Source organism: Furfurilactobacillus rossiae (assembly GCF_013394005.1).
Lineage (GTDB): Bacteria > Bacillota > Bacilli > Lactobacillales > Lactobacillaceae > Furfurilactobacillus > Furfurilactobacillus rossiae.
On record NZ_CP040586.1, the window covers coordinates 1134480 to 1158797 of the forward strand.

Here is a 24318-nt window from a genome sequence, read left to right on the forward strand (position 1 = left end):
CAATTTTAAGGAGGGGTCACGTGCACGATTTAACTGAGGGGAATCCAATCAAATTAATATTTTTGTTCACGATGCCCCTACTTATTGGTAATTTATTTCAGCAATTATACAACATTTCAGATACGCTGGTCGTTGGTCAAACATTGGGCGTCAACGCATTGGCCGCAGTTGGCTCAACTGGGTCCATAAGTTTTCTAATCATTGGGTTTGCCCAGGGTTTGACGGCTGGGTTATCGATTGTGACAGCACAGCGATTTGGTGCACGGGACTTGAAGGGCGTTCGTGAAAGTTTTGCGGCAAGCATCTGGATCAGTCTGTTTGTAACTGTTGTTCTGACAGTGCTCTCGTTGGCATTTGTTCATCCAATTTTGCATCTGATGCAAACGCCGGCAGCAATTTATCACGATGCCTTAATCTTTATCTCCATCATTTTCGCTGGCATTTTCGCCTCCGTTGCCTTTAATCTGTTATCAAAAATGATTCGTGGTCTAGGGGATTCACGGACTCCGTTATACTTTTTGATCGTCGGGACGGTCGTCAACGTTGTGTTAGAATTAGTGTTTATTCTAATTTTTCATATGGGCGTTGCTGGTGCAGGGTTGGCCACCGTTATTTCTCAGGTTATATCAGCCGGTTTATGTTTAATTTACATCTGGCGCCATGTGCCATTGCTGCGGATCAACCGTCAGGACATGCGTGCCGGAGCCGGTCAATTGTGGGAACATTTTGCAACGGGGTTACCGATGGGCTTTCAGATGTCAATTATTGCGATCGGTGCCATCGTTATGCAGGCGGCTTTAAACAGTTTAGGAACCGCTTCAGTTGCGTCTTCAACAGCTGCTAGCAAAATTGACCAAATTGCTACAATGCCGATGTCATCATTTGGGGTAACTATGGCGACGTTTGCGGCTCAAAACATTGGGGCTGGTAAGTATAACCGAATTATTAAAGGTGTTCGTCAGACGCTGATTTTATCCAGCTCATTTGCGATTGTAATTGGTGCGCTGGAAATTATCTTCGGTAAGGCGTTAGTGAGCCTCTTTATTAGTGGACATGACCCAGCCGTTATGAGGCTGTCGCAAACGTACTTCAACGTGATTGCCAGTTCATACGTGTTACTGGCCGTATTGTTCATTATTCGTAACACGTTACAAGGTGTTGGTCAGCAAGCAATGCCGACCTTTGCCGGCATTGCGGAACTCGTTATGCGTTCTTTTACAGCCTTTTTCCTTGTTGGACCTTTGGGCTACGCCGGGGCCGTATCAGCGGAGCCACTGGCTTGGCTAGGATCATGTATCGTTTTGATTCCGTCTTACCTGCGTGCTATTCGACAGTTGCATAATTTACAATACATGCATGATCAAAATGAGCAGGCTAAACAAGTGACGGCGGAATCCGGGACGGGTAATCACACAGAAATCAGTGTCCCAAATTCGACACAAGCCCCGCACGGGTTAAGCCGGGCTGGACAACACAGTACGAAGCAGGATAGTTAAAGTTCGAAACATAAGACTTGAAATCCAGTTGTTTTTTTGATAATATACAAACTCGTATGCGTTGGGCATAAGACCAGAATAACCCGTTTATCTTCTTGCCGAAGAGGACGGGAATTGAGGTGAAATTAATGGCTGAATTACATGTTGGTGATGTTGTCACTGCGAAAAAGTTTGGACCGTTTGAACACAATTTCGGTGGCGAATTAGAAAAAGTTTATGAAAATTCGGCACTTGTATTGATTGATGATTACAATGACGCTGACAGCATGACTGTGAGTGAAATGAACCGTCGTGCCGTCGTTAAGAACGGTGATATTAAGGTCATTAAAGCTGCACCAGTGCCAGAACCGGATCCCGATGAGGAAAATGCCGATGATGCGGAAGATGAGAAAAAATAATAACTGCTAGTTCGTGAGTTCTGTTAGCAGATAATTCAAAGTGATTCCTGTGGTGTACAACCCGCAGGAATCTTTTTTTATGGCCGGTATCAAATATGGAAGTTTATTTTGAAGCAGAAAATTCTTTTTTGAAAAAGTTTGCCTTACAGTTGCTCGAAGGGGGTAAAGTAGTAACAGTTAGCTATCATCAGTCAGCTAACCGAAGTTTTAAGAACTTGAACATGAAAGAAGCGAATCTTTTTTGAAAAATATTGATCAACAAGAATACGTTGGTGAACGGCCATTATTCAATGCCGCTAATTTAAATATTACCAACACGACTTTTGCGGATGGAGAGTCGCCACTTAAAGAGGGGCACCACCTGACGCTAGAACATGATACGTTTGAATGGAAATATCCACTTTGGTACTGTGCGGATGTCAGTGCAATTAACACGACACTGCTGGAAACGGCACGTTCAGGCATTTGGTACACGCATAACATTGATATGAAACAGTGTTTGATTGAGGCACCGAAAACATTTCGTCGTGCCAGTGGCATTCACCTGACCAATGTGCAGATGCCAATTGCTCAGGAAACATTGTGGAGCTGTGACGACATCACTTTGGACCATGTATCCGCTAAGGGCGATTATTTTGGCATGAACAGTCAAAACATCGTTGCCCATGATTTTCAATTGTCCGGTAATTATTCGTTTGACGGTGGACGGAATATTGAAATTCACAACGCCACGATGCTATCAAAGGACGCCTTTTGGAACTGTGAAAACGTGACCGTTTATGATTCCACCATCATTGGTGAATATCTAGGTTGGAATTCAAAAAACATTACGTTTATTAATTGTCGGATCGAAAGTGAGCAGGGTCTTTGTTACATGGATAACTTGGTCATGAAGAACTGTTCACTGATCAAAACCAACTTGGCGTTCGAATATTCATCCGTTCACGCTGATATCACGACTAAAATTGACAGTGTCAAAAATCCTGTTAGCGGTGAAATTACAGCACCAACTATTGGTGAGATTATTTTGCAGGAGGACCAAATCGATCCTAGCAAGACAACAATTACAGAAACTGGGGTGACAGTGAAATGACATACGACTTTACAACGGTTCCTAATCGACGTCACACGAATTCAGTGAAATGGGATGTGGCCGACAACGAATTACCAATGTGGGTAGCTGACATGGATTTTCAAACGGCACCAGAAATCAAGACAACATTAGCTGATAAAGTTGCCAAGGGGATTTTTGGTTATTCCATCATTCCAGACAACTACTATCAGGCAGTGGCAGACTGGTGGCGTAAGCGTCACGGCTTTGCTGTGCAAACGGATTGGATCTTATTCTGTAGCGGAGTTGTGCCAGCCATTTCATCGACTGTTCGGCGGATGACAAATCCCGGTGAACAGGTTTTAGTCCAGGCACCCGTTTATAATATTTTCTATAATTCAATTATCAATAATGGACGGCGTCAGATTTCCAGTGATTTGGTCTATGAAAACGGTCAGTACCATATTGATTTCGACGATCTGGAAGCCAAATTGGCGGATCCATTAACGACGATGATGATTCTGTGTAATCCAGCAAACCCCGTTGGTAAAGTGTGGTCGCGGGAAACTTTGCAGCAGATTGGTGAATTGTGCTTGAAACACCATGTGCTAGTATTGTCGGATGAAATTCATTGTGATATTGTCACGGATCCAACCGTTCAGTACACACCGTTTGCATCGATCAGTAGCGACCTGGCCAACAATAGTATTACCTGCGTATCACCGACAAAGACATTTAATTTGGCAGGCATTCAAACATCGAGCATGATTATCCCTAATCCGGCCATTCGTGAACGGATTGATCGAGGAATTAATAACGATGAGATTGCTGAACCCAATATTTTTGCAATCGATGCTGCGGTGGCGGCCTTTACCAAGGGTGAACCATGGTTGAACGAACTGTTAAAGCAATTAGCCGCAAACAAACGGTCAGTGACGACCTTTTTGAATCATGAGCTGTCAGAGGTAACGGTTGCCAGTGGTGCAGCGACTTACCTCATGTGGTTAGACGTGTCCGCCGTTACCGATGATTCTGTGGCACTTTGTCACTTTATTCGCCAAGAAACGGGATTATTTTTGTCTGATGGTGTGGAATATGGTGGCAATGGTAATTTATTTGTCCGGATGAATGTGGCTTGCCCTGACGCTGAACTACAAGATGGTTTAGAACGTCTGAAGCACGGTATTAAAGCTTTTTCAGCTCAAAAATAAATAAACGTGTTGCCATTAGAGAGTGGCGATTATCTGAGTGTTTCTTAAAAAAGTGGTTGACACTAAATTTATTTCGCTGTATCTTGAATTCAACGTTAAGAAAACATTAGATAAACATTAAGCGTTGAAGAGAAGAGTAATCGCTCGACAGTTGATAAAGAGAACCCGGTTGGTGAGAAAGGGACAACGACACAGTGATGAAGATGAGCTCTGAGCGATTCAGTCAGTTCACGCCGACCGAACGGTTGCAACCGTTAACTTGCCGGGTATCAACAGGTACCGTCGAGGCATCATTTGTGAAAATGATGTAAATAAGGGTGGTAACACGGTTAAATCCGTCCCTGATTGTCAGAAGTGACAGTTAGGGACGGATTTTTTTGTTTATCAATGTTTTTTAGTTAAAAATGCCGCATATAGCGACAACATCTTTCAGGAGGCTTTTGAATATGAGTGAAGCAATTTCCTTTTCTAAACGGACCAAGTCACCATTTCGGTATGATATTGTCGGCAGTTTCTTACGACCAGAAACCTTGAAGCAAGCGCGGGCACAATTTGCTGCAGGAAAAATTGATCGTGCTGCATTGACGGCAGTTGAAGACACCGAAATCATTAAATTAATCAAACAGGAGGAAGCTGCTGGCCTCAAGGCGGTCACAGATGGTGAATTCCGTCGGAGCTGGTGGCACCTCGACTTTTTCTGGGGCTTTCAAAGCATCTCGTATAAAGTCCCTGAACATGGTTATTTCTTCCACGGTGAAGAAACGCGTAAAGCAACCGTTACGGTAACCGATAAAATTGATGGTCACAACCATCCGTTTGTGGATCATTTTAAATTTACGCAAGCTCATGTCAGCAAGGGCGTTCAGGTCAAACAAACTTTGCCGGCACCAGCGCAATTGTTGGTTGAATTATTGAGTCCAACTAATTTGCCCGAGGTCCGGAAGATATACCCAACTGATGAGGCATTATTCGCTGATATTACTAAGGCTTATAAACAAGTTATTACTGATTTGTATGACGCTGGTGCACGCACCATCCAGTTGGATGACTGTACTTGGGGAATGTTGGTGGCAACACTGCCAAAGGACTTTATTAATGGTCTTGCAGGTGGCGAACCAACAACTGATGACGAACTAAAACAATTATATTTAAACATTAATAATTCCGTGATTGACGGATTGCCTGCAGACTTAACTGTTAATACCCACATTTGCCGTGGTAACTATCACTCAACCTGGGCTGCCGCTGGTGGTTATGACAAAGTTGCAGATCCATTGTTTAATCAGGAACATGTTAATGCCTATTATTTGGAATATGATTCAGACCGTTCAGGCAGTTTTGATCCATTGGCAAAGGTTAGCGATGACAAATTGGTTGTGCTGGGATTATTAACATCGAAAGATGGCAAGCTCGAGAATCGTCAAACGGTTATTGACCGCATTCATGAAGCCGCAAAGTTTGTCCCGTTAGATCGTTTATGTTTGAGTACCCAATGTGGTTTTGCTTCAACAGAAGAGGGCAACATTTTAACGTCAGATGATCAGTGGGCTAAAATTGCGTTAGCCAAATCGATTGCCAAAGAAGTTTGGGGCGTCGATGAAAAGTAGGCCAGACAACTTGTGAGTTTTAAACGGATTTATCAAAATAGTTATGAATGAGGGTAATCTATATCAAACATTCTAAAAAAATTCTAGTGGCTGTCGCCATTGCGGCAGGATTGGTATTAGGATTAGGAACATCGACCAGCGCTAGTGCAAGCAGTGTGACCGTTGGGACACAGGGAACAGATGCTCAAATTTGGCGGCACATTGCTAAATCATCAGCGGCTAAACAAGCGCATCTCACAATTCACGTTAAAGAAGTAACGGACAGTGTTCAGTTAAATCAGGCTACTGGCGATGGGACGATTCCGGTCAATGCATTTCAGTCATTTAGCTATATGCAGGCTTATAACAAGGAAAATCCGACGAAAAAGTTAACGGCAGTTGGTACGACCTATCTAGAGCCAATGGGATTGTATTCGAAGAAGATTAAGCATTTAAAACAGTTACCAAAAGGTGCAACCATTGGCATTCCAGAGGATCCAGCTAATTTAACTCGTGGCCTGAAGCTGTTAAAAACGGCTGGATTAATTACGTTGAAAGCTAATTTCAATGCGCTTGGTAATGTGAGTGGCATTAAGAGTAATCCACGTCAATTAAAGTTTCGACAAATTGATGGTTCGACTGGACCACGAGTTTTATCAGATGTTGACGCTGTCTTAATGTCCAATACAGTCGCACAAGATGGCGGTTTGAACGTTCTTAAGGACTCGTTGGTACATGAAAAGGTCAGCCGTGAAACGAACCAAGATGTTAACATTTTGGCAGCAGGTGATAAGTACCGGAATAATAAATCCGTTAAAAAGTTGATTAAGCTCTATCGTAATAAGGGCATTCAGCGTTATATTAAGAATGAATTCCATGGCACGAAGGTTGAAGTTATTAAACCGATTAGTGCACTAAAAAAATAAGGGAGTCGAGTAGATTATGGCAAAAGTAGAAAGTTTTACATTAGATCACACGAAGGTTAAGGCACCATATGTTCGTTTGATTACAGTTGAAAATGGACCTAAAGGGGATGCCATTTCCAACTATGACTTACGTTTGGTACAACCTAACACTAATGCGATCCCAACTGCCGGCTTACATACCATTGAACATTTATTAGCTGGTTTGTTACGTGACCGCATGGACGGCGTTATCAACTGTTCACCATTCGGTTGCCGGACTGGTTTCCATTTAATTATGTGGGGTGAACACTCTACAACAGAAGTTGCCAAGGCATTGAAGAGCTCATTGGAAGAAATTCGCGACACGATTGAATGGAAGGACGTTCAAGGCACTGACAAGTACAGTTGTGGGAACTACCGTGACCACTCTTTGTTCTCAGCCAAGGAATGGTGCAAGACTATTTTAGATCAAGGCATCAGCGACGAACCATTTGAACGTCACGTGATCTAAATGTTGTCTGTCCTGACTGACGCTTGCGGTTGCCAAAGATGAATGCCGCCGTGGGACCGGTTCAAGCCTTCTGAAGTTCGAAGTCTTTCACCTCGTTGACAAGCCTCGTGGAATGCCGAGTCTTGTCAACCGTCCTGTGTTGTAAATCGGCAAAAAACGCCTGATTAACAACACGTTCACGACTTACATTCATCTTTGACGCCCTCCAGCTCAGATTGAGTGAAAACATTTGAAAAATCGTCGAAACTTGATAAAAGTTTTCGGCGATTTTTTGTGATATTGGTTCCCCATTTTTTAGTCCAAACGTCCAAATCAGTAATGACAGATTGAGGGCGCTATGCTACACTATAACAGTTGGTTCAATGCGGGTGTAGTTTAGTGGTAAAATTCAAGCTTCCCAAGCTTGTGTCGCGAGTTCGATTCTCGTCACCCGCTTAAAAGGTTTTTAAAAAGTGCTTAGTGATAAGCGCTTTTTTTGTATAATTTTTTTAAAACCATTATGGTATTTGGTTGATTTATTGGGACCAATTGCTTAATTTAGGTAGAATTAAGCGTCTTGTTTGAAGATTTTGATGTTTATTATTTCACCTTTGTCATTTTTTTCAAAATGTACCTGATAGCTTTTATCAATTATTTCTGAATAATAGCTTGAATCTTCGTCGGAAATTGTAGAAGCCTTTGAAGCGTCGTCCTCCATAAAGTCGTGAACATGTTCATTAATGGCATGAGCGTCTAATTTGGGATCCAGGGGTAGATCAGAAAAATCTTCTTTTACTACATTGATTGACATATCACTGTTAACACCATAAGTTACGTAGTTTAAATTGTTGTCCTTATATGCTCCATCTGATAAGTTTTCACCTTTAGCAGTTAGTTGACCATAAATTTTGTTGTTAGAACCTTTGTTTGAGTTGTTTTCGGATGATGAACCGTTTGTGACAGAGTGGGGATCGTTCTGATTTGATTCGTGGTTTTCGTTACTTGAAGAATTGGTCGAGCTTTCTGCATCATCTTCGGAGTCATCATCAGTTTGTGCTTCATCTTTAGAATTCGACCAGTTATCTTCTTGTGAGAAACTCGTCTTGGACGGGGATGAACTAAGTCCCGATGCATTAAAAAATATTATTACAAATAGGGCTAACAATATTGTGATGAGTTCAATTAGCTTTAACGACTTCTTTTTGAACCATAAAATGACCCAAAGGATTATTGCGATAAAAAGGAAAATGACAGAGAGCAACAGGAGAAAGGCAAATGCGTCGTTCATTATTGTAGACTCCAATAAAATTCAGCTTTTTATGTCGTCAGTATTTGGACTTGAGTTTATATGATGCATTGAAAACTATTATGAGAAAAGATAGGAGATGATTGAAATGATATGAAAACTTGCACCGTACGTCAATGACAATTATTAATAGGTTAAACAACAGCTTTTCGAAATTTACTTTTTACTAAAATGATAATCTAAGAAAATAATTGAATTATTAAAAAATCCCCGTCTGCAATGTGATTTAAATGCAGACAGGGTCAGTGAAAGGGTTACTTATTTATTTTTGATTTTTCATACAACGATTCACGCTGCGTAAAATAATAGTAAGCGCAGATACCAACGTATATCGCTATGGTCAGCACTGTGACAATGATATTAGTGGAGAAAAGAATACCAAAGAAAACGAGTACTAATGCAATCAAAGAAAAGTACGATGTCCATGGGTACAAGTTGACGTGGTAAGTAGTGTCATCAAACTTATAGCGACGACTGCGGATATGACCCAGACAAAGTAGAATCCATATTACTAAAATTGTATAACTAATTGAGCCGACTAAATAATCAAATAATGTATTACCAATAAAGTAGGTAAGCAGTACACCGGCAAATAAAGATAGTGAACACATGAGGACGGCCATGTAAGGGACAAAATGTTTATTCAACCGGGTTAAGGCAGTTGTAACCTTCGTTTGGCGTTTGTTGCGTTGGTTTTGAACGAATAAGAGTCGTGATGCTGAGTAAATACCAGAATTGATGGAGGAAATCAACGCTAGAATAATCACGAAGTTAACGATGTCGGAGGCAAACGGAATGTTTAATAACCGGAACACTGAGACGAACGGACTGACTTTATCCGTTAATTGATCCCATGGAAATAGGGTGACGATGATGAAAAAAGGAATTAGATAGAATGAAATAATCCGGAACATGATGCCGTGAACTGCGTGCGGGATGACTTTTTGTGGATCCTTCACTTCGCCTAATGTAATTCCGATTAATTCTGAGCCGGCAAATGAATAAATTACTATCAACATAGCGCTTAGGAAGCCGAATGCACCATGAGGGAAGAAGCCACCGTGAACGGTTAAATTAACAAACGCATGATTGGTGGTCATCATGTTTCGGGCGATTAGGAAGATACCGGCGAAGATGAAGAAGATAATAACAGCAATTTTCATAATGGCTAGCCAGTATTCCGTTTCGGCAAACCAGCGGACTGAAAGTAGATTAATGCCGGAAATGACGACTGCAATGACCAAAACAATTAGCCAGGTAGGAACGGTCGGGAACCAGATTTGAATAAAACTGGCCGCGGCCACGGCTTCAGCTGTTAAATCCACAAACCACATCGTAAAGTAGGCCCAGTCCACTAGATAAGCTGCAAAGGGACCAAGAATTGGTTGTAGCAGGCCTGAAAAGCCGGTGGCGGATGGATTATTTGCGGCCATTTCGGCCATGCCTTGCATGATAAATAGCAGAATTAAACCACCAAGCAGGTAACATAAAATAACCGAAGGACCGGCAGTATGGACGGCGTTGGCACTGCCTTTAAACAGACCAGCACCGATAGCACCACCTAATGCCAGCATTGTAATATGGCGGCTTGTTAATGATCGTTGGAGATGCGCGTTGTTGTTGTTTTTGGTTTCGTTTGTCATTGCAAACTCCTTTTCTCTATATCTGACTGTTTTGATTTTAAAAATGAGAAATAAAAACGTCCTTTGAATCAGCATGGATTCAAAGGACGTTTGCACGTGGTACCACCTTTGTTCGAGCAACAGGCAATTTGTTTGCTGCTCCTTACTGCACACGAATATGCAGTTTACGATAACGGGTAACACCGGTATTTCTCATAAAAAATACGCTCTAATGGGGTCTTTAGTTAATCAGTCAACACACCGTTCCAGCCGTTGGTGCTCTCTTTAGATCACTAATTAACGCATCCACCACATCAGTTCAGCAGAAAAATTAAGTTAAAAACATATTAAACGACAATGAGAAACATGTCAAACGAAAATTATAAGATGACTACTCCCAAACTTGTTACCCAATGTGCCAACAGTCTTTTCTTTAATAAAACAATATTTTAATGATGTCAGCGAATAAAAATGATAATTATGGTTTTAACACTGTGACATGGCGAATATCGTCAAGACGCAGAAAACCATTCTCTTCAATATACACACTGACATCATCGTAGCCTTTCACATGACCGATGATGTCAGCAGAGAGTTTACCCTCACTATTGTGGGCGTAACATTGGATGCTGACACGATAAATATTGGCGTATGCTGTGGCCAGTCGCTGACTTATTTCGGCCATGGATTGCAGTGCCTTGGGTTCAAAGTGACGCTGCTTTTCTTCTGCTTCTTTGTTTAAAGCGCTAGTATGATCTGATAAATAATAACCTTGCCACTTGAGCATGCCACGATCGACATAATGGTTATCGAAAAAGTCTTGCACAATTTTAGGATCGTAATCAGGATACTTTTCATCACTCATCCCAATGCTTCTTTCTTTGGATGATCCGTTGTGATCTTGGCCAATGCTGACCAGTAAAGCCTTCAAACTGAATACTCAATTGGGTGTGTTTTTGAATATCGTCAACAAGTTCCTCAAGATACGTTAGATCATAAATGGTTACGGTATGTAAGGGGACAGATTTCTCTCGATGAGCTTTTTTTAGACTGTCAAAGAAAAAATTATACGTTTTGTCATAGGGATCATCGACAATCTGCAGCCAATAGCGGGTATTGTACTGCCGTAGAAATAGTTCATCGATGCGTTGGCAAATTAAATCTAGATCTTTATTCATATGCATTTCCTCCGTTATGTCCTCCCACCAGTGAGGCACGGTTAATAGCTGTGCCGCCGTGAATAATACTTCGAGCAAAGACGATGGCACGAAAACCGTAACGGTCACGAATAGCGTCAACAATGGCCCCAAAGCGAGCGTTCTTAATTTGTCGTTGAGGGTTCGAGAATAAATCAAGTTGCTGACCAGTATTAGGGGATAACCGTGATGTATAAACAGCAATGTTACGAATAGTTTGACCCTGCCAGTGGTTGCGAAACATATTGGTTAGTTGAGTCACAATGATTTTGTTGCTGTCAGTTGGATCAATGCGGATCGATTGATGGAAACCGCCGCGGCCATCTTGTTCGCTAGCAGCATAGGAAAAGCCAATGGAGAGGGAAAGACAGCCAGCTAGTTTGTGATGATGGCGCAAACGGGCCGTAACTTGTTCGCCAATCTCTTTAATAACTGTTTCAATTTCAAATTGATCATTATAATCACGTGGTAATACTTGTGAATTTCCTAGACTAGCTTCACGAACTTTGACACGTTTACGTAGTTGGCTACGATCAATGCCCCATGCCAAAGCAAATAATTGGGCACCAATAATTCCCATCTCGGCAGTTAAATCGTAGGGATTATGGTGGGCTAAATCGTTCATCGTGTGAATTCCCATTCGCTCTAAATGAGCGGCTGTTCGATGGCCGATACTCCAGACAGAATCTAGTTGGGAAATCGTCCAAATTTTACTTGGAACGGTATCGTAGTGGATTTCACCGATTAAATCGTGCGTGTGTTTAGCGTATACGTCCAAAGCAATTTTAGCTTGCACAGGATTTTCACCGATACCAATTGTGACATACAGGCCTAACTCTTTACGAATTGTGTGCTGAATGAGCTTAGCCACTTCTCGTGGTTGTTGCCCAAATAATTTATAAGAATGAGTCATGTCTAAGATGGATTCATCAATTGAATAGGGCCATAAATCTTCATCTGCAACAAAACGGCGAAAAATATCGTTAATTTGCAAATTCTTTTTAATGTATAAATTCATTCGTGGCGGCACAACAATGAGTTTTTCGTCCTGGGGCAAGTCACGCTGGCGAGACACGTTAGCTGTGAGATGGTACTTCTTCTTAGCATCAGGCGAAGTTGCCAGGATGAGGCCACCATTGGTGTTTTTTTGTTCACTCATAACCACAAGCAATTCTTTTAGAGGATTGAGGCCGCGTTGGACGGCCTCGACACTGGCATAGAAGGACTTGTTATCAATAAGAAAGTAAACGCCGTGTGGTTCCTTTGAAGCATCGTAATCATAGGGCATTAAGATCACCTCGAACATCCGTTTGCTATGAATAAATAATACAAACAAACGTTCGCAACGTCAAGCGAAACTTTATGTTCTTTTAGCGTGATTGTGTACTAAGACACACTCTTATTAAATTGTAATTAAGCTCATTACAGTTTAGACCCTGACAATCCCATTTTTAAGGGCGATTAAGCTCATAACGAGGAATGTGAAAATAAATGTTTGTGAAAATCAATCGTCCTTAATTGTTTGAAAAGCCTTTTAAATACTATAATGAAAGCGAATTCAAAGTTAGTGAATAATCAGCAATTCATTCGGAGGTAAACACAATGGCGTATCAAACAGTTAATCCGTATACAAACGAAGTTGTTAAAACATATCCTGATGCAACCAGTGATCAAATTGAAGCTGCGTTGGCAAGTGGCGATAAACTTTATCATGAATGGCGACACACCGATATTCAATCCCGTGCAGAGACCTTACATCGGATTGCAGATTTAATGCGTAAGCACGAAGACAGTTTGGCTAAAACAATGGTTATTGATATGGGGAAGCTCTTAAAAGAAGCTAAGGGTGAAGTTGAGTTATGTGCGATTATCGCGGATTACTTTGCTGATCATGGCGCTGACATGCTCAAGCCAACCCCAATTAAATCCGGTGTCGGTGATGCATGGGTAGAAAAACACGCGACCGGAGTTGTCTTGATGGTTGAACCGTGGAACTTTCCTTACTATCAAATTATGCGTGTCTTTGCGCCAAACTTTATCGTGGGTAACCCGATGATTTTAAAGCATGCCGCCAACACGCCCGGTTCGGCAGTGGCATTTGAACAGCTCGTTAAAGAAGCGGGAGCGCCTGAGGGTAGTCTAATCAACCTATTCTTGAATTACGATCAAGTTGGCACTGTGATTGCAGATCCGCGTGTCCAAGGTGTTGCGTTGACTGGTTCTGAACGCGGTGGTCGCGCTGTTGCAGCCGCGGCTGGTGAAAACTTGAAGAAATCGACGATGGAACTTGGTGGGATGGATTCATTCATCGTATTACCAGATGCCAACCTGGACGAGGTCATGAAAGTTACCCGCCAGGTTCGTTTGTACAATGCAGGGCAGGTTTGTACCTCATCTAAGCGATTCATTGTTGCAGAGAATTTGTATGACGAATTTTTGAAACGATTGGGGCAGGAGTTTGCCAGTGTAAAGCCTGGTGATCCACTTGACGATGCCACGACATTGGCACCAATGTCATCTGCTAAGGCCAAACACAAATTGCAACAGCAAGTCGATGAAGCAATTGAGAATGGGGCAAACTTGTATCAAGGTAATCAGCCAATCGATTTACCTGGGCAATTCTTTGAACCGACGATCTTGACAGATATTAAACCAGACAATCCAGCTTATTCTACGGAAATGTTTGGGCCAGTAGCACAAGTTTACAAAGTGGCTACTGAACAAGAGGCAATTGATTTGGCTAACGATTCACAGTTTGGACTTGGCGGTATTGTGTTTGCTGGCAGCAAAGAGCATGGCGCTAAGGTGGCTAGCCAAGTTGAAACGGGAATGGAATTTGTCAATACGTTCATGTACACATTGCCTGAGTTACCGTTTGGTGGTGTAAAGAAGTCAGGTTATGGACGTGAAATGAGTACGTTAGGACTCGAAGCATTTGTTAATGAAGAATTGATTGTAGCTAAAGATCATCCTGAACTGGATAATTTAGCCGGTGCCTTATTCTAAAAATTAAATTGATTAATGAAACAGGTTCGTTTGAAACAGGTGATTGCCTGAATCAAACAAACCTGTTTTAGGTTACATGGATTAAGAAAATGAATCTTTAAAGTTAGGGCAGCCATATAAAAATATGAAAGATGTTGAAAAAACGTCAAAATAGCCTATTGTTAAAGGTGATTGAAAAAAGATGAAAAAAGACACACTGATTACTTGCAGATTCCAATCAGTGTGCTAATATATAAATGCATGTTAGAATGATTCTAAAAAGAGAGAACATATCAATCGTCATTTATTATAAATGGTGATTATGGTATTGAAAAGGGGCAATCACGTGGAAACGACACAACCGCAAAAAAGTAAAAAAGGTGCATCGCTTGCCCAGCGGATAAACATCATGCGGGCGAGCGTCATGGGTGCCAACGATGGTATTTTGTCCGTTGCCGGTATCGTTATTGGGGTGGCTGGTGCAACCAACAGTCCTCGGGCAATTTTCCTAGCAGGGATTGCTGGTATGCTTGCTGGTACAATCTCAATGGCAATGGGGGAATGGGTCTCCGTTAGTACGCAACGTGATTCTGAAAAGCGTGCGATTCAACGTGAGACAAGCGCAGTTGACAATCACGTGGATACAGAAATTGATTTTATTAAAGATAAGTATATGGCACAGGGTATTTCGGAACAGTTATCTAATCGCGCTGCTCATGAGATGATGTCAGGCGATCCGTTATATACCGGCGTCCGTGAACGTTATGGGTTTGATCCAAAGGTCAAAACTAGTGCCATTGGTGCAGCGATTGCGTCTATGATTTCATTTCCGACGGGATCAATTTTACCGCTGGTCGCCATTACGTTCTTTCCAGCAAGAATTCGGGTGTTGGCAACCGTAATTTCCGTGATTATTGCATTATCAATTACGGGTTACATCGCTGCTTCATTGGGACACGCCAACCGCGGTAAGGCAACCATGAGAAACGTCATTTCAGGCTTATTAACCATGGCAGTCACATATGCCATCGGATTGTTATTTGCACATTAGTCATGTGTTGAAGAATGACGTTTGAAGGGATAGAGAAAAGGGGTAGTGTTTCATGCAAGCAAGTCCAACTAAACCAAAGAAACGAACTAAAATGACCATGGCTGAGCGTTTAAATACGTTGCGTGCCGGTGTTTTGGGATCAAATGATGGTATCCTAACCGTTGTCGGGGTGTTATTTTCTGTTGCCGTCGCAACGACGAATCAATTTACAATTTTTATTGCCGGATTGTCCGATTTATTAGCTTGTGCTTTTTCTATGGCATCTGGCGAATATGCCTCAGTTAGTTCACAAAAAGATACTGAGCGGGCTGCGGTTGCACAGGAAAGTGAATTGCTAAAGACGCAACCTGATCAGGAAGCTGCGATTGTCCGTGATTACTATGTTAGCCGGGGTGTTACCAAGCAAACGGCGCAGGAAATCACTGACGAACTGATGACCAAGAATCCGCTGGGAACGCTAGCACGTATTAAGTATGACCTTGAATTAGGGCATTACATGAATCCATGGAACGCCGCTTTTTCCTCATTGATTGCGGCATCGACAGGTGGAATTTTCCCATTATTTGCCATGACTTTTTCACCGGTCAGCATCCAATGGCCAATGACCATCTTGGCCGTTACACTATCGGTTGCTTTGACTGGTTATTTAAGTGCCAAACTAGGCGATGGTTTGACAAAAACGGCGATTATTAGAAACGTGATTGTCGGTTTGATTACGATGTTTATTCACTACCGTGTTGGGTTACTGCTCTAATTGAATTAGTTAGATCCCGAAAACTGTTATGGCTTTCGGGATTTTTTTGTGATTGCAAACTGAAAGTTAGAACAGAGGTGACTTACGCCTACGGTTGGCAACATTGATACGCTCGCCGTGGGACCAGTTCAAGCCGCCTGAAACCAGCGTCTCTCACCTCGCCGCAAAGCCTCGTGGGGAGCCGAGCCGAGATAATATGAAGTGACCCCCTAGATTGTCGACTCGGGGATTCAGGTTGATAATGTCTTTAGAAGAAGAACACACAACCCTACCCATAAGACAATAGGAGGTCACCACAATGACAAGTGTAGTTTACGTAGGTATGGATGTCCACAAAGCAAGCTTCAGTCTCTGTGCATTAGATAAAGACACTGGTGAAATCATCCGGGAAACTAAGTGTGCGTCGGATCCTAAGCTAGTGGAAAAGTTTGTTGATCGCTTATCGGAGGAACTTGGACCGAGAACCGAATTTCTGACTGGTTATGAGGCCGGTGTTCTAGGCTTCTCACTAAGCAAGTCATTACAGATACTTGGCGTTAACTGCGTGATTATGGCGCCTTCGACAATGTACAGCTCCGGTAAGAATAAGCGGATTAAAAATGACAAGATGGACGCGAAGATGATTGCCCGTAATCTGGCCGCTAACACATACCGCTCCGTACACATTCCGGATGAAGAAGATGATGACGTCAAGGAATTTATGCGGATGCGTAATACGCAGAAGAAGTCCGCAACCCGCATTAAGCAACAGCTTGGCGCCTTAATTTTGCGGCATGGCTTTCAGTACCAAGGTACCAAGACCAAATGGACACAAGCCCACATTGAGTGGATCAAATCCTTGAAGTTGTCTGATACGCTCCAACTGGCAGTAGATGAATATTTGATTCAGCTGGCGGAACTGATTGAAAAAATCGCGCGTTACGACCAGCTGATTGAAAAATTCTCGCACCAGGAACGTTACGAACAACCAGTGAACCGGCTGTGTTGCATGAAGGGCCTTTCAACAATGAATGCCATGACGATTCAAGTTGAGATTTCGGACTTTGAACGGTTTCCAAGTGCACCAGCGTTTATGTCGTATGCCGGGCTAAATCCATCGGAACATTCCAGTGGTGAACACACGCACAAGGGTTCAATCACCAAGCAAGGCAACTCCGTTGTTCGGACGACGCTGGTTGAGGCTAGTCAAGCTCTGGTAAAGGGACGCGTCGGCTATAAAGGGCGGCTAGTAAAGGCCCGGCAAGTAGGACAAGATGCCAGCGTCATTAGCTATGCGGACCGGGCATCGGCTCATCTTCAGCGAACTTTTCACAGAATGATTGAAGCTGGGAAGCCATATAACGTGGCCGTTACGGCAGTTGCAAGAAAACTGGCTGGCTATATTTGGGGTATGGAGACCGGACGCATTGCCGATTAAACAGATGGTACAGGAATTGCGGATTAAACTAACAACAAGGTATTAGGACAACCGAACCCAGCCACGACGAATCCATGTTGGTAGCAACAAGCTTCAGACGCATAACGGTCTGGCGAATTGCGATAAAGACTTTATGGCACAGGTTGTTAATGTGTATGGCCATACACATTAGCGTCGATCTGTGATCCACGAACCGAGATTACAACGCCTTCGACAGGACCATTAACCTGAGGTAGCCAATCCTCGTATAACAGAGTGGTTAAATGTCGAGAGACAGGGGCATCTGAAGTTTGTTAGTGCCAATGATGGAATCGAAAAAAATTGGAGTTCGGCTCTTGACAGGGGGTCACTTCATAACAGTCTTTGCGACCGTCCGTAACCTAAATTCGAGCAAACCACTCGAATTAACGTTACCTTCACGGTTTGATATCAATGTTGCCGCCCCCCAACTGAAATTGTGGCAAGCTGCCTGTAACGGTCAGTTGACAGTAACTATCAGCAAATTTAGTCGTTTACTATAATCGTTTACTATAGGAGTGGAGCCGACTTGAAACAGAGTTCCGTGTCAGTAACACTTGGCGGCAGAAATTTGGCCGCTTAGTGTTGCGGGATGACTTATGAGACGTGTACTTCGGCTCATAATCAAGGTAGAAGACTCCGGGCCTCAGGAGGCTGAGACTGGTCCTCAGTGCGCCCGGCATGGGCGATAACTAGACGGTGAAAGTCCGTTGTAGACTGTAGTAGTCAGAACTACGAGCCGATGGCAAGGGTGTCCACCGCGAGATGGAATCTGAAGGAAGCCTAAAGCAAAGTGCTGAACTGATGAACAAGAAGTGGCTATAAGGCCAACCTAGTTTGGATAAGGTTGCTGGGCAAACCGAAGTCCCAAACTACTGCATAATACTAGGTGGGTAGAGTCAACAGTTACATGGCACGAAAGCTATCGTTCTTACCCGGGGAGGTCTGCATTGTATGGTTCGCTCGGGAATACCCAAAGGAAAAGCGAAGCAAACCTGGCAGTGATGTCTGGTTGAACAGTGCAGAAGTCAGCAGAGGTCATAGTAGAAGCACGTTTGTGCTTCAAAGGACCAAACAGTAATCATCTAGGAGGAGATTGGAGGAAGCGATAATGCGAAGACCGCAGACCACGGAGAGTACCGGTTCAGCTCGTGAAGTAGGCCCCAATAAGGAGTCAGACAACGACCGAACGCGCAGTGTTGTCGTAGACAATAGCTCAAAACTAGATAGCACCAATCTCAAAGCACAAATCTTGGATAAAAGAAACTTGTGGTACGCGGCTAACCGCGTCATCACTAACCATGGTAAACCCGGAATCGATGGTCTAACCGTCGAGGAGTTGAAGGACTATCTGTGGGAAGATGACCACGGTAAGAAGCTGTACACTCGTCTAACCAAAGGGTCGTATCGACCACAACCAGTTCGACGAGTAACTATTCCCAAACCCAATGGTGGGACGCGAAAGCTTGGCGTGCCGACCGTTGTGGACCGAATGGTCCAGCAAGCCGCGGCCCAAGTGTTATCCAAGAAGTTCGAACCATTATTTTCGAATAATAGTTTTGGTTTTAGACCTAATTGTAGTGCACATGACGCAATTTATCGGTGCATAGACTTGTATAATCAAGGCTTTCATTTTGTCATTGACCTAGACCTAAAGGCTTATTTTGATACAGTCGACCATGACCTGTTGATTAAGTTCATCGAACGGGAAGTCCCAGAAAATTGGGTCCTAACCCTGATTCGTCGATTCTTAACCAGTGGAACAATGATTGGCAATCAATTTGAAGCAAGCAAGAGTGGAACACCGCAAGGCGGACCAATCTCACCACTTTTAGGTAACATCTATCTCAACGAATTGGATAAAGAGCTCACGAGGCGTGGACATCAGTTTGTACGATATGCGGATGACTGCAATATCTTTGTCAAAAGCCAACGGGCCGGCGAACGAACCTTAAAGGCGATTACGCATTTTCTTGAGAAAACGTTGAAGTTGACGGTCAATCAGGAAAAGACGCGCGTCGTACGAGCAACCGAGATGCAATTTCTAGGTTTCTCTCTTCAAACTGGCCCCGGTGGGGTCCGTCCCGTACCCTGTAGTAAAACACGGAAGCGAATTAAACAGGAATTGAAAACTTTGACGAGACGTAGTCGCGGTATATCTAAGGACCGACTTTACAGCGAGCTTAGGCAGAAAATGACTGGCTGGTTGAACTATTATGGCATTGCGCAAATGAATTCGTTCATCAATCGTTTAAATACTTGGTTGAGGGCAAGAATGCGACAATACTATTGGAAGCAATGGAAACGAGTCAAAACAAAGGCCATCAAACTTAAGCAACTGGGAATTCCAGAGTATAAGGCACTTAGCGTCGCCAGTACTCGAAAAGGACCAATGGCGAGCTGTTCATTTGAAAACAGTTCAAATGGCACTGAATAACGCTAAATTGGAAGCAGATGGTTTTATGGACCTAAGTAAAGCTTTGAGAAAGATACAACGTGCTTGAATTACTGAACCGCCGTATACGGATCCGTACGTACGGTGGTGTGAGAGGTCGGCGGCTGAACTAATCGGTCGCCTCCTACTCGATTGGAACGGCGTTTCTGGTCAGCGTAACGGCAGAAGGTTGTCTCCAAAAAAATTACTAGCGGTTTAATGGCTTTACACATCTGTGAGTTGTTTACGCCGCTTCAAACTTTCACTATTTTGCGGTAAAACTAGTGGTAATATAGTTAACAAATTTAACGTTAGGAAGTGGCCCAGCATGTTACAAGATGCGTTATTAGTGATCGATGCTCAAAAGGGAATGGTCAATGCAGCCAATTATGAGCAAGTCATTGATCAAATTAATGATCGGATTGATGCCTATCGTGCGGAAAATAAACCGCTATTATTCATTCAACATACGGATGATGAATTTGTTTATGGTTCTGACCCGTGGATGTTGGCACCGCAACTACATCGTCAACAAACGGATCGAGTCATGTTGAAGTACCACTCAGATTCTTTTTATGAAACAGGATTGGCATCCTTGTTGCACCATCGTGCCGTTCGATTTGTTGAAATCTGCGGTTTTCAAACGGAATATTGTGTTGATACTGCCATGAGAGTTGGTCATGACCAAGGATTCGACATGTCAATCATGCAAGGACTGTCTTCGACGATGGCCAGTCATGGGTTGACGGCTGCTCAAATCATCAATCATCATGAACAGATTTGGCAAGGAACATTTGGTCACGTGTTGCCGAATCCGACAGCTGAATCGGAAACAACGCCTGAAAATGCGGTACATTAATGAAAATCTATTTATGTGGATCAGTAGGGAGTGGCAAATCAACAATTGCTCGAAAATTGGCTAGTCAGACCGGGTGGCCCGCGTGGTCACTGGATGATATTACCTGGGTTCATGGACTGGTTGCTCAAAAACGGCCAGAAGAAGAACGCATTGCAATGGTGAATGAAATCTGTCGCCAACAGAATTTTATCATTGAAGGTGCTCAACTAGGTTGGATTGGCAAGACGACAATATTTGAGTGTGCAGACTTATGTATATTACTCGAACCGAGTATCAAAAAAGTTCGTTGGCAGATTGACTCACGTTTTGTAAAGCAGTTGTTGCATTTAGAACACGCAGACTATCAACCGACTTGGCAAGGATTAAAAGATATGCATCGGTGGCAGCGTCAATATAACCAAAATGATCGACAAAAGGTTCGTTTGCTCATTGCTCAGGCCGCAAAAACGCCAACAATTTGTGCTAATTTTGTGGAAGTGCAACAAGCAGTTTTACGTTTTTCAGAAAAAGGTGGTCAGGAACATGATGATAAAAGAATTTAAGGCGTTAACAACACGGGAATTATTTGAAATTTATCGTGCACGAACAGATGTCTTTGTCGTTGAACAAGCTTGTGCCTATCCCGAAGTAGACACAGTGGATTTGACCGCCCAGCATGTATATTCAACAACTGCAGACGGGCAGGTACAAGCGTACTGCCGAATTTACCGTGATGAGTCGCACACAGATCATTGGCATATTGGACGTGTTCTGGTTGCCAAGACGGCTCGTGGTCACGGTTTAGCGCGTGAATTGGTGCAAACAGCGATGGACTGGATTAAAAAGCAGCCAGAGGCCAAGGTTATTGATATTGAAGCACAAGTTTATTTATCTGCCTTTTATGAACAAATGGGATTTGAAATTATGAGTAAACCGTTTGATGATTTTGGTATTGCGCATCAGGAAATGTCACAAACTTTAGTAAATTAATTGACCGATAGACTGGCTATGCCAGCGGAACAGCAAAACGCGGTTTGGCTTAAGCAAATAATATTGTGTTTCACGGCCGTAGTTGGTATAATAGCTTGCGTTCACGTTTGAAGAAGTAGTCTGTATTGGTATTGTTAAGCGAGTCGCGTTGGTGGAAGGCGATCAAGAGAGCAGACGAAGCGTGTCAAACGGTTAAAGTTAAATATTAAATGAGTGGATTGGGTAATTACCTGATCAAAAAGAGTGGTACCGCGGAAAATCGCCTCTTACATACACATGTAAGGGACGTTTTTTTGTTTTTTAACACGACATTTAGAATTTGAACCATGAAAGGGAGATTTAATGAATAATCGCGAACAAGTTGCGCAAGCTATCAGTGAAGCGTTAGATGGTCAATTAACAGTTGAGGATATCGTTGTCAAAATTGAACAGCCGAAAACTTCTGACCTTGGTGACTTAGCGTTTCCAACGTTTGTATTAGCCAAGACACTCCATAAAGCACCTAATTTAATTGCCGCTGATTTGGCAGACAAAATTAACCAAACAACCTTTGAAAAGGTTCAGGCGGTTGGCCCTTATGTTAACTTCTTCCTAAAGAAGGGCAACTTTGCTGCAACTACCTTGGCTGCCATCTTAACTGATAAGGATCAATACGGTGCTCAAAACCTTGGTAATGGTGGTAATGTGCCCATCGACATGTCGTCACCGAACATTGCTAAACCAATGTCGATGGGCCACTTGCGGTCCACGGTGATTGGTAATGCAATTGCCAATATTTTATCCAAAACTGGGTACCATCCAATTAAAATTAACCATTTAGGTGATTGGGGCACACAGTTTGGTAAGTTAATGCAAGCTTATAAAATGTGGGGAACTGAAGCCGAAGTGAAGGCAGATCCCATCAATAAGCTGCTTGAGTACTACGTTCGTTTCCATAAGGAAGCAAAAGAACATCCGGAAATGGACGAAGACGCCCGTGAATGGTTTAAAAAACTTGAAGATGGTGATGAAGAAGCAACTCGCCTATGGAAGTGGTTCCGGTCAGAATCACTTAAATCCTTTATGCGGATTTATGATGAATTAGGCGTGAAGTTTGATTCTTACAATGGTGAAGCTTTCTACAACGACAAGATGGACGAAGTTGTTCAGATTCTTGAAGATAAGCATCTTTTGCATGAAAGTAAGGGTGCGGAAGTTGTTGACCTTGACAAGTACGACTTAAACCCAGCGCTAATTAAAAAATCAGATGGTGCAACGTTGTATATCACACGTGATTTGGCTGCTGCCATTTATCGGAAACGTGAATACAAGTTTGTCCAATCTCTTTACGTTGTGGGCGCTGAACAAATTAACCATTTCAAACAATTAAAGGCAGTGTTGACGGAAATGGGCTTCGACTGGGCCGACCAGATTCACCACATTCCGTTTGGTCTCATTACTTTGAATGGTCAAAAATTATCCACTCGTTCTGGGCGGGTTGTCCTACTGGAAGATGTGTTAAAAGATTCCATCGATTTGGCCATGAAGCAAATCGAAGCCAAGAACCCATCATTAGCTAACAAGAATGAGGTTGCTCATGAAGTTGGTGTGGGTGCCGTAATTTTCCATGATTTGAAGAACGAACGGCTGAACAGTTTCGACTTTAATCTTGAAGAAGTGGTTCGTTTTGAAGGTGACACTGGTCCCTATGTTCAATATGCACGTGCGCGGGCTGAAAGTATGTTACGGAAGGCCAACAAGACGACGTTTGATTTGGATGACATTAGTATTGACGATCCAGCAGCTTGGAACACGATCAAAGCGTTGAGTGAGTTTGGTGATGTTATCAAACGGGCAGCTACAGAGTACGAACCATCTGTTGTGGCAAAATATGCGATCAATTTGGCGCGTGAATTTAACAAGTACTACGCTAACTCGAAAGTCTTGGTTGAAGATGATGGCTTAAATGCCCGTCTAGCACTTGTTAAGAGTGTCAGCATCGTGTTGAAGGAAAGCTTACGGTTGCTTGGCGTTGAATCACCAGACGAAATGTAGGGCGGTGGTCACGCATGCAAAAGCAACAACGGCAAGCGGCAATCGTAAAGTTGATTGAATCAGCTAACATTACTAACCAAGATGCGTTGCAAAAAGCGTTGGTTGCGCAGAATGTCCATGTAACACTGGCAACGCTCTCACGTGATTTGAAGGAACTGCACATTGTCAAAGAACCTAATGCGGAAGGACACGCAGTTTATCGGGCTTTAAAAACGACTAACGGCGTGTCGAATGATCGCTTTGAACAACGCTTCGGTGAAGTGGTGATCGACTTTACTCAAGTTGAGTTTATGAATGTTGTTAAAACGACGCCCAGTGATGGTAACGCATTAGCCGCACTGATCGATGACATGGATGACGATGCTATAACAGGCACGTTGGCTGGTCATGATACGATATTAGTTATCAGTCCTAATCGTGAGGCGGCAGGCAGGTTACATAACCGTTGGGCAGCATATCAGCATTAAAAGCAGGACGTTAGGTAATTAAAGCTCTCTTAGTTGTTAGCAAAATTAAAGGTGATGTTTGAGAACGTT

Annotated in this window: 22 protein-coding genes and 1 tRNA gene; 18 read left to right on the forward strand and 5 right to left on the reverse strand. The window is 42.9% G+C overall.

The genetic code is table 11. From position 1 onward, the window contains the following. Positions 1-20: 20 nt before the first annotated feature. The 8 genes from LROSL1_RS05315 (at position 21) to LROSL1_RS05350 (ending at position 7593) form a co-directional block, all read left to right on the forward strand. Positions 21-1496, forward strand: coding sequence for an MATE family efflux transporter (locus LROSL1_RS05315; RefSeq protein WP_178913966.1), 1476 nt, complete (start codon positions 21-23; stop codon positions 1494-1496). A gap of 128 nt (positions 1497-1624) precedes the next feature. Then, positions 1625-1894: a hypothetical protein gene (locus LROSL1_RS05320; RefSeq protein ID WP_017261645.1), complete on the forward strand. Its 270-nt coding sequence runs from the start codon at positions 1625-1627 to the stop codon at positions 1892-1894. A gap of 241 nt (positions 1895-2135) precedes the next feature. Continuing rightward, on the forward strand, positions 2136-2987 hold the full coding sequence (locus LROSL1_RS05325) for a DUF3737 family protein (protein WP_178913967.1): 852 nt from the start codon (positions 2136-2138) through the stop codon (positions 2985-2987). Next, positions 2984-4156 carry a MalY/PatB family protein gene (locus LROSL1_RS05330; protein WP_178913968.1) on the forward strand — a complete coding sequence of 391 codons (1173 nt, stop codon included), beginning with the start codon at positions 2984-2986 and terminating at the stop codon, positions 4154-4156. The genes LROSL1_RS05325 and LROSL1_RS05330 overlap by 4 nt, the downstream gene beginning before the upstream one ends. 446 nt (positions 4157-4602) lie before the next feature. Continuing rightward, positions 4603-5763 carry a 5-methyltetrahydropteroyltriglutamate--homocysteine S-methyltransferase gene (locus LROSL1_RS05335; RefSeq protein WP_178913969.1) on the forward strand — a complete coding sequence of 387 codons (1161 nt, stop codon included), beginning with the start codon at positions 4603-4605 and terminating at the stop codon, positions 5761-5763. 62 nt (positions 5764-5825) lie between these two features. Further along, complete coding sequence (locus LROSL1_RS05340; protein ID WP_404825828.1) at positions 5826-6668, forward strand: MetQ/NlpA family ABC transporter substrate-binding protein; 843 nt, start codon at positions 5826-5828, stop codon at positions 6666-6668. A gap of 16 nt (positions 6669-6684) precedes the next feature. Continuing rightward, a complete protein-coding gene (locus LROSL1_RS05345; RefSeq protein WP_178913971.1) occupies positions 6685-7158 on the forward strand; it encodes an S-ribosylhomocysteine lyase in 474 nt (157 codons plus the stop codon). Positions 7159-7522: 364 nt separating this feature from the next. After that, a tRNA-Gly gene (locus tag LROSL1_RS05350) sits at positions 7523-7593 on the forward strand. 112 nt (positions 7594-7705) lie between these two features. Here LROSL1_RS05350 and LROSL1_RS05355 read toward each other — a convergent pair. From LROSL1_RS05355 to LROSL1_RS05375, 5 genes are all read right to left on the reverse strand, one after another. After that, positions 7706-8425 carry a hypothetical protein gene (locus tag LROSL1_RS05355; RefSeq protein WP_178913972.1) on the reverse strand — a complete coding sequence of 240 codons (720 nt, stop codon included), beginning with the start codon at positions 8423-8425 and terminating at the stop codon, positions 7706-7708. Between the two features lie 272 nt (positions 8426-8697). Further along, on the reverse strand, positions 8698-10086 hold the full coding sequence (locus tag LROSL1_RS05360) for an amino acid permease (RefSeq protein WP_178913973.1): 1389 nt from the start codon (positions 10084-10086) through the stop codon (positions 8698-8700). A gap of 457 nt (positions 10087-10543) precedes the next feature. Further along, positions 10544-10930: a hypothetical protein gene (locus LROSL1_RS05365; protein ID WP_017261655.1), complete on the reverse strand. Its 387-nt coding sequence runs from the start codon at positions 10928-10930 to the stop codon at positions 10544-10546. Continuing rightward, the gene (locus LROSL1_RS05370; RefSeq protein ID WP_178913974.1) at positions 10923-11243 is read right to left on the reverse strand and encodes an acetyl-CoA carboxylase; all 321 of its coding nucleotides are present in this window, start codon (positions 11241-11243) and stop codon (positions 10923-10925) included. Before LROSL1_RS05370 ends, LROSL1_RS05365 begins: the two co-directional genes overlap by 8 nt. Beyond that, positions 11236-12549: a Y-family DNA polymerase gene (locus LROSL1_RS05375; protein ID WP_178913975.1), complete on the reverse strand. Its 1314-nt coding sequence runs from the start codon at positions 12547-12549 to the stop codon at positions 11236-11238. The genes LROSL1_RS05370 and LROSL1_RS05375 overlap by 8 nt, the downstream gene beginning before the upstream one ends. A 314-nt stretch (positions 12550-12863) precedes the next feature. On the opposite strand from LROSL1_RS05375, the gene LROSL1_RS05380 reads away from it, so the two are divergent. The 10 genes from LROSL1_RS05380 (at position 12864) to LROSL1_RS05425 (ending at position 24249) form a co-directional block, all read left to right on the forward strand. After that, entirely contained in the window at positions 12864-14267 is a 1404-nt protein-coding gene (locus LROSL1_RS05380) for an NAD-dependent succinate-semialdehyde dehydrogenase (RefSeq protein WP_178913976.1), read from the forward strand. 301 nt (positions 14268-14568) lie between these two features. Beyond that, positions 14569-15297 (forward strand): VIT1/CCC1 transporter family protein, encoded by a 729-nt coding sequence (locus LROSL1_RS05385; protein ID WP_178913977.1) that lies wholly within the window; start codon positions 14569-14571, stop codon positions 15295-15297. 52 nt (positions 15298-15349) lie between these two features. Further along, positions 15350-16051 (forward strand): VIT1/CCC1 transporter family protein, encoded by a 702-nt coding sequence (locus tag LROSL1_RS05390; protein WP_017261660.1) that lies wholly within the window; start codon positions 15350-15352, stop codon positions 16049-16051. A 298-nt stretch (positions 16052-16349) separates the two neighbouring features. After that, positions 16350-17468 (forward strand): IS110 family RNA-guided transposase, encoded by a 1119-nt coding sequence (locus tag LROSL1_RS05395; protein ID WP_178913808.1) that lies wholly within the window; start codon positions 16350-16352, stop codon positions 17466-17468. A 1129-nt stretch (positions 17469-18597) separates the two neighbouring features. Then, a complete protein-coding gene (ltrA, locus tag LROSL1_RS05400) occupies positions 18598-19923 on the forward strand; it encodes a group II intron reverse transcriptase/maturase (RefSeq protein ID WP_178913978.1) in 1326 nt (441 codons plus the stop codon). A 325-nt stretch (positions 19924-20248) separates the two neighbouring features. Beyond that, positions 20249-20779 carry an isochorismatase family protein gene (locus tag LROSL1_RS05405; RefSeq protein WP_178913979.1) on the forward strand — a complete coding sequence of 177 codons (531 nt, stop codon included), beginning with the start codon at positions 20249-20251 and terminating at the stop codon, positions 20777-20779. Next, positions 20779-21321 carry a P-loop NTPase family protein gene (locus LROSL1_RS05410; RefSeq protein ID WP_178913980.1) on the forward strand — a complete coding sequence of 181 codons (543 nt, stop codon included), beginning with the start codon at positions 20779-20781 and terminating at the stop codon, positions 21319-21321. The genes LROSL1_RS05405 and LROSL1_RS05410 overlap by 1 nt, the downstream gene beginning before the upstream one ends. Then, positions 21302-21748, forward strand: coding sequence for a GNAT family N-acetyltransferase (locus LROSL1_RS05415; protein ID WP_225440557.1), 447 nt, complete (start codon positions 21302-21304; stop codon positions 21746-21748). The genes LROSL1_RS05410 and LROSL1_RS05415 overlap by 20 nt, the downstream gene beginning before the upstream one ends. Positions 21749-22090: 342 nt before the next feature. Next, a complete protein-coding gene (gene argS / locus LROSL1_RS05420) occupies positions 22091-23782 on the forward strand; it encodes an arginine--tRNA ligase (protein ID WP_017261664.1) in 1692 nt (563 codons plus the stop codon). A gap of 14 nt (positions 23783-23796) precedes the next feature. Next, positions 23797-24249 carry an arginine repressor gene (locus tag LROSL1_RS05425; RefSeq protein ID WP_017261665.1) on the forward strand — a complete coding sequence of 151 codons (453 nt, stop codon included), beginning with the start codon at positions 23797-23799 and terminating at the stop codon, positions 24247-24249. The last annotated feature ends 69 nt before the right edge of the window (positions 24250-24318 follow it).

Bases quoted from the DNA above. Each gene is read 5' to 3' on its own strand.
- LROSL1_RS05380 (WP_178913976.1), top strand. From the start codon at position 12,864: ATGGCGTATCAAACAGTTAATCCGTATACAAACGAAGTTGTTAAAACA.
- LROSL1_RS05405 (WP_178913979.1), top strand. From the start codon at position 20,249: ATGTTACAAGATGCGTTATTAGTGATCGATGCTCAAAAGGGAATGGTC.
- LROSL1_RS05330 (WP_178913968.1), top strand. From the start codon at position 2,984: ATGACATACGACTTTACAACGGTTCCTAATCGACGTCACACGAATTCA.
- LROSL1_RS05335 (WP_178913969.1), top strand. From the start codon at position 4,603: ATGAGTGAAGCAATTTCCTTTTCTAAACGGACCAAGTCACCATTTCGG.
- argS (WP_017261664.1), top strand. From the start codon at position 22,091: ATGAATAATCGCGAACAAGTTGCGCAAGCTATCAGTGAAGCGTTAGAT.
- LROSL1_RS05355 (WP_178913972.1), bottom strand. From the start codon at position 8,425: ATGAACGACGCATTTGCCTTTCTCCTGTTGCTCTCTGTCATTTTCCTT.
- LROSL1_RS05370 (WP_178913974.1), bottom strand. From the start codon at position 11,243: ATGAATAAAGATCTAGATTTAATTTGCCAACGCATCGATGAACTATTT.
- ltrA (WP_178913978.1), top strand. From the start codon at position 18,598: ATGCGAAGACCGCAGACCACGGAGAGTACCGGTTCAGCTCGTGAAGTA.
- LROSL1_RS05365 (WP_017261655.1), bottom strand. From the start codon at position 10,930: ATGAGTGATGAAAAGTATCCTGATTACGATCCTAAAATTGTGCAAGAC.
- LROSL1_RS05345 (WP_178913971.1), top strand. From the start codon at position 6,685: ATGGCAAAAGTAGAAAGTTTTACATTAGATCACACGAAGGTTAAGGCA.
- LROSL1_RS05360 (WP_178913973.1), bottom strand. From the start codon at position 10,086: ATGACAAACGAAACCAAAAACAACAACAACGCGCATCTCCAACGATCA.
- LROSL1_RS05375 (WP_178913975.1), bottom strand. From the start codon at position 12,549: ATGCCCTATGATTACGATGCTTCAAAGGAACCACACGGCGTTTACTTT.
- LROSL1_RS05390 (WP_017261660.1), top strand. From the start codon at position 15,350: ATGCAAGCAAGTCCAACTAAACCAAAGAAACGAACTAAAATGACCATG.
- LROSL1_RS05415 (WP_225440557.1), top strand. From the start codon at position 21,302: ATGATGATAAAAGAATTTAAGGCGTTAACAACACGGGAATTATTTGAA.
- LROSL1_RS05425 (WP_017261665.1), top strand. From the start codon at position 23,797: ATGCAAAAGCAACAACGGCAAGCGGCAATCGTAAAGTTGATTGAATCA.
- LROSL1_RS05320 (WP_017261645.1), top strand. From the start codon at position 1,625: ATGGCTGAATTACATGTTGGTGATGTTGTCACTGCGAAAAAGTTTGGA.
- LROSL1_RS05410 (WP_178913980.1), top strand. From the start codon at position 20,779: ATGAAAATCTATTTATGTGGATCAGTAGGGAGTGGCAAATCAACAATT.
- LROSL1_RS05395 (WP_178913808.1), top strand. From the start codon at position 16,350: ATGACAAGTGTAGTTTACGTAGGTATGGATGTCCACAAAGCAAGCTTC.
- LROSL1_RS05385 (WP_178913977.1), top strand. From the start codon at position 14,569: ATGGTATTGAAAAGGGGCAATCACGTGGAAACGACACAACCGCAAAAA.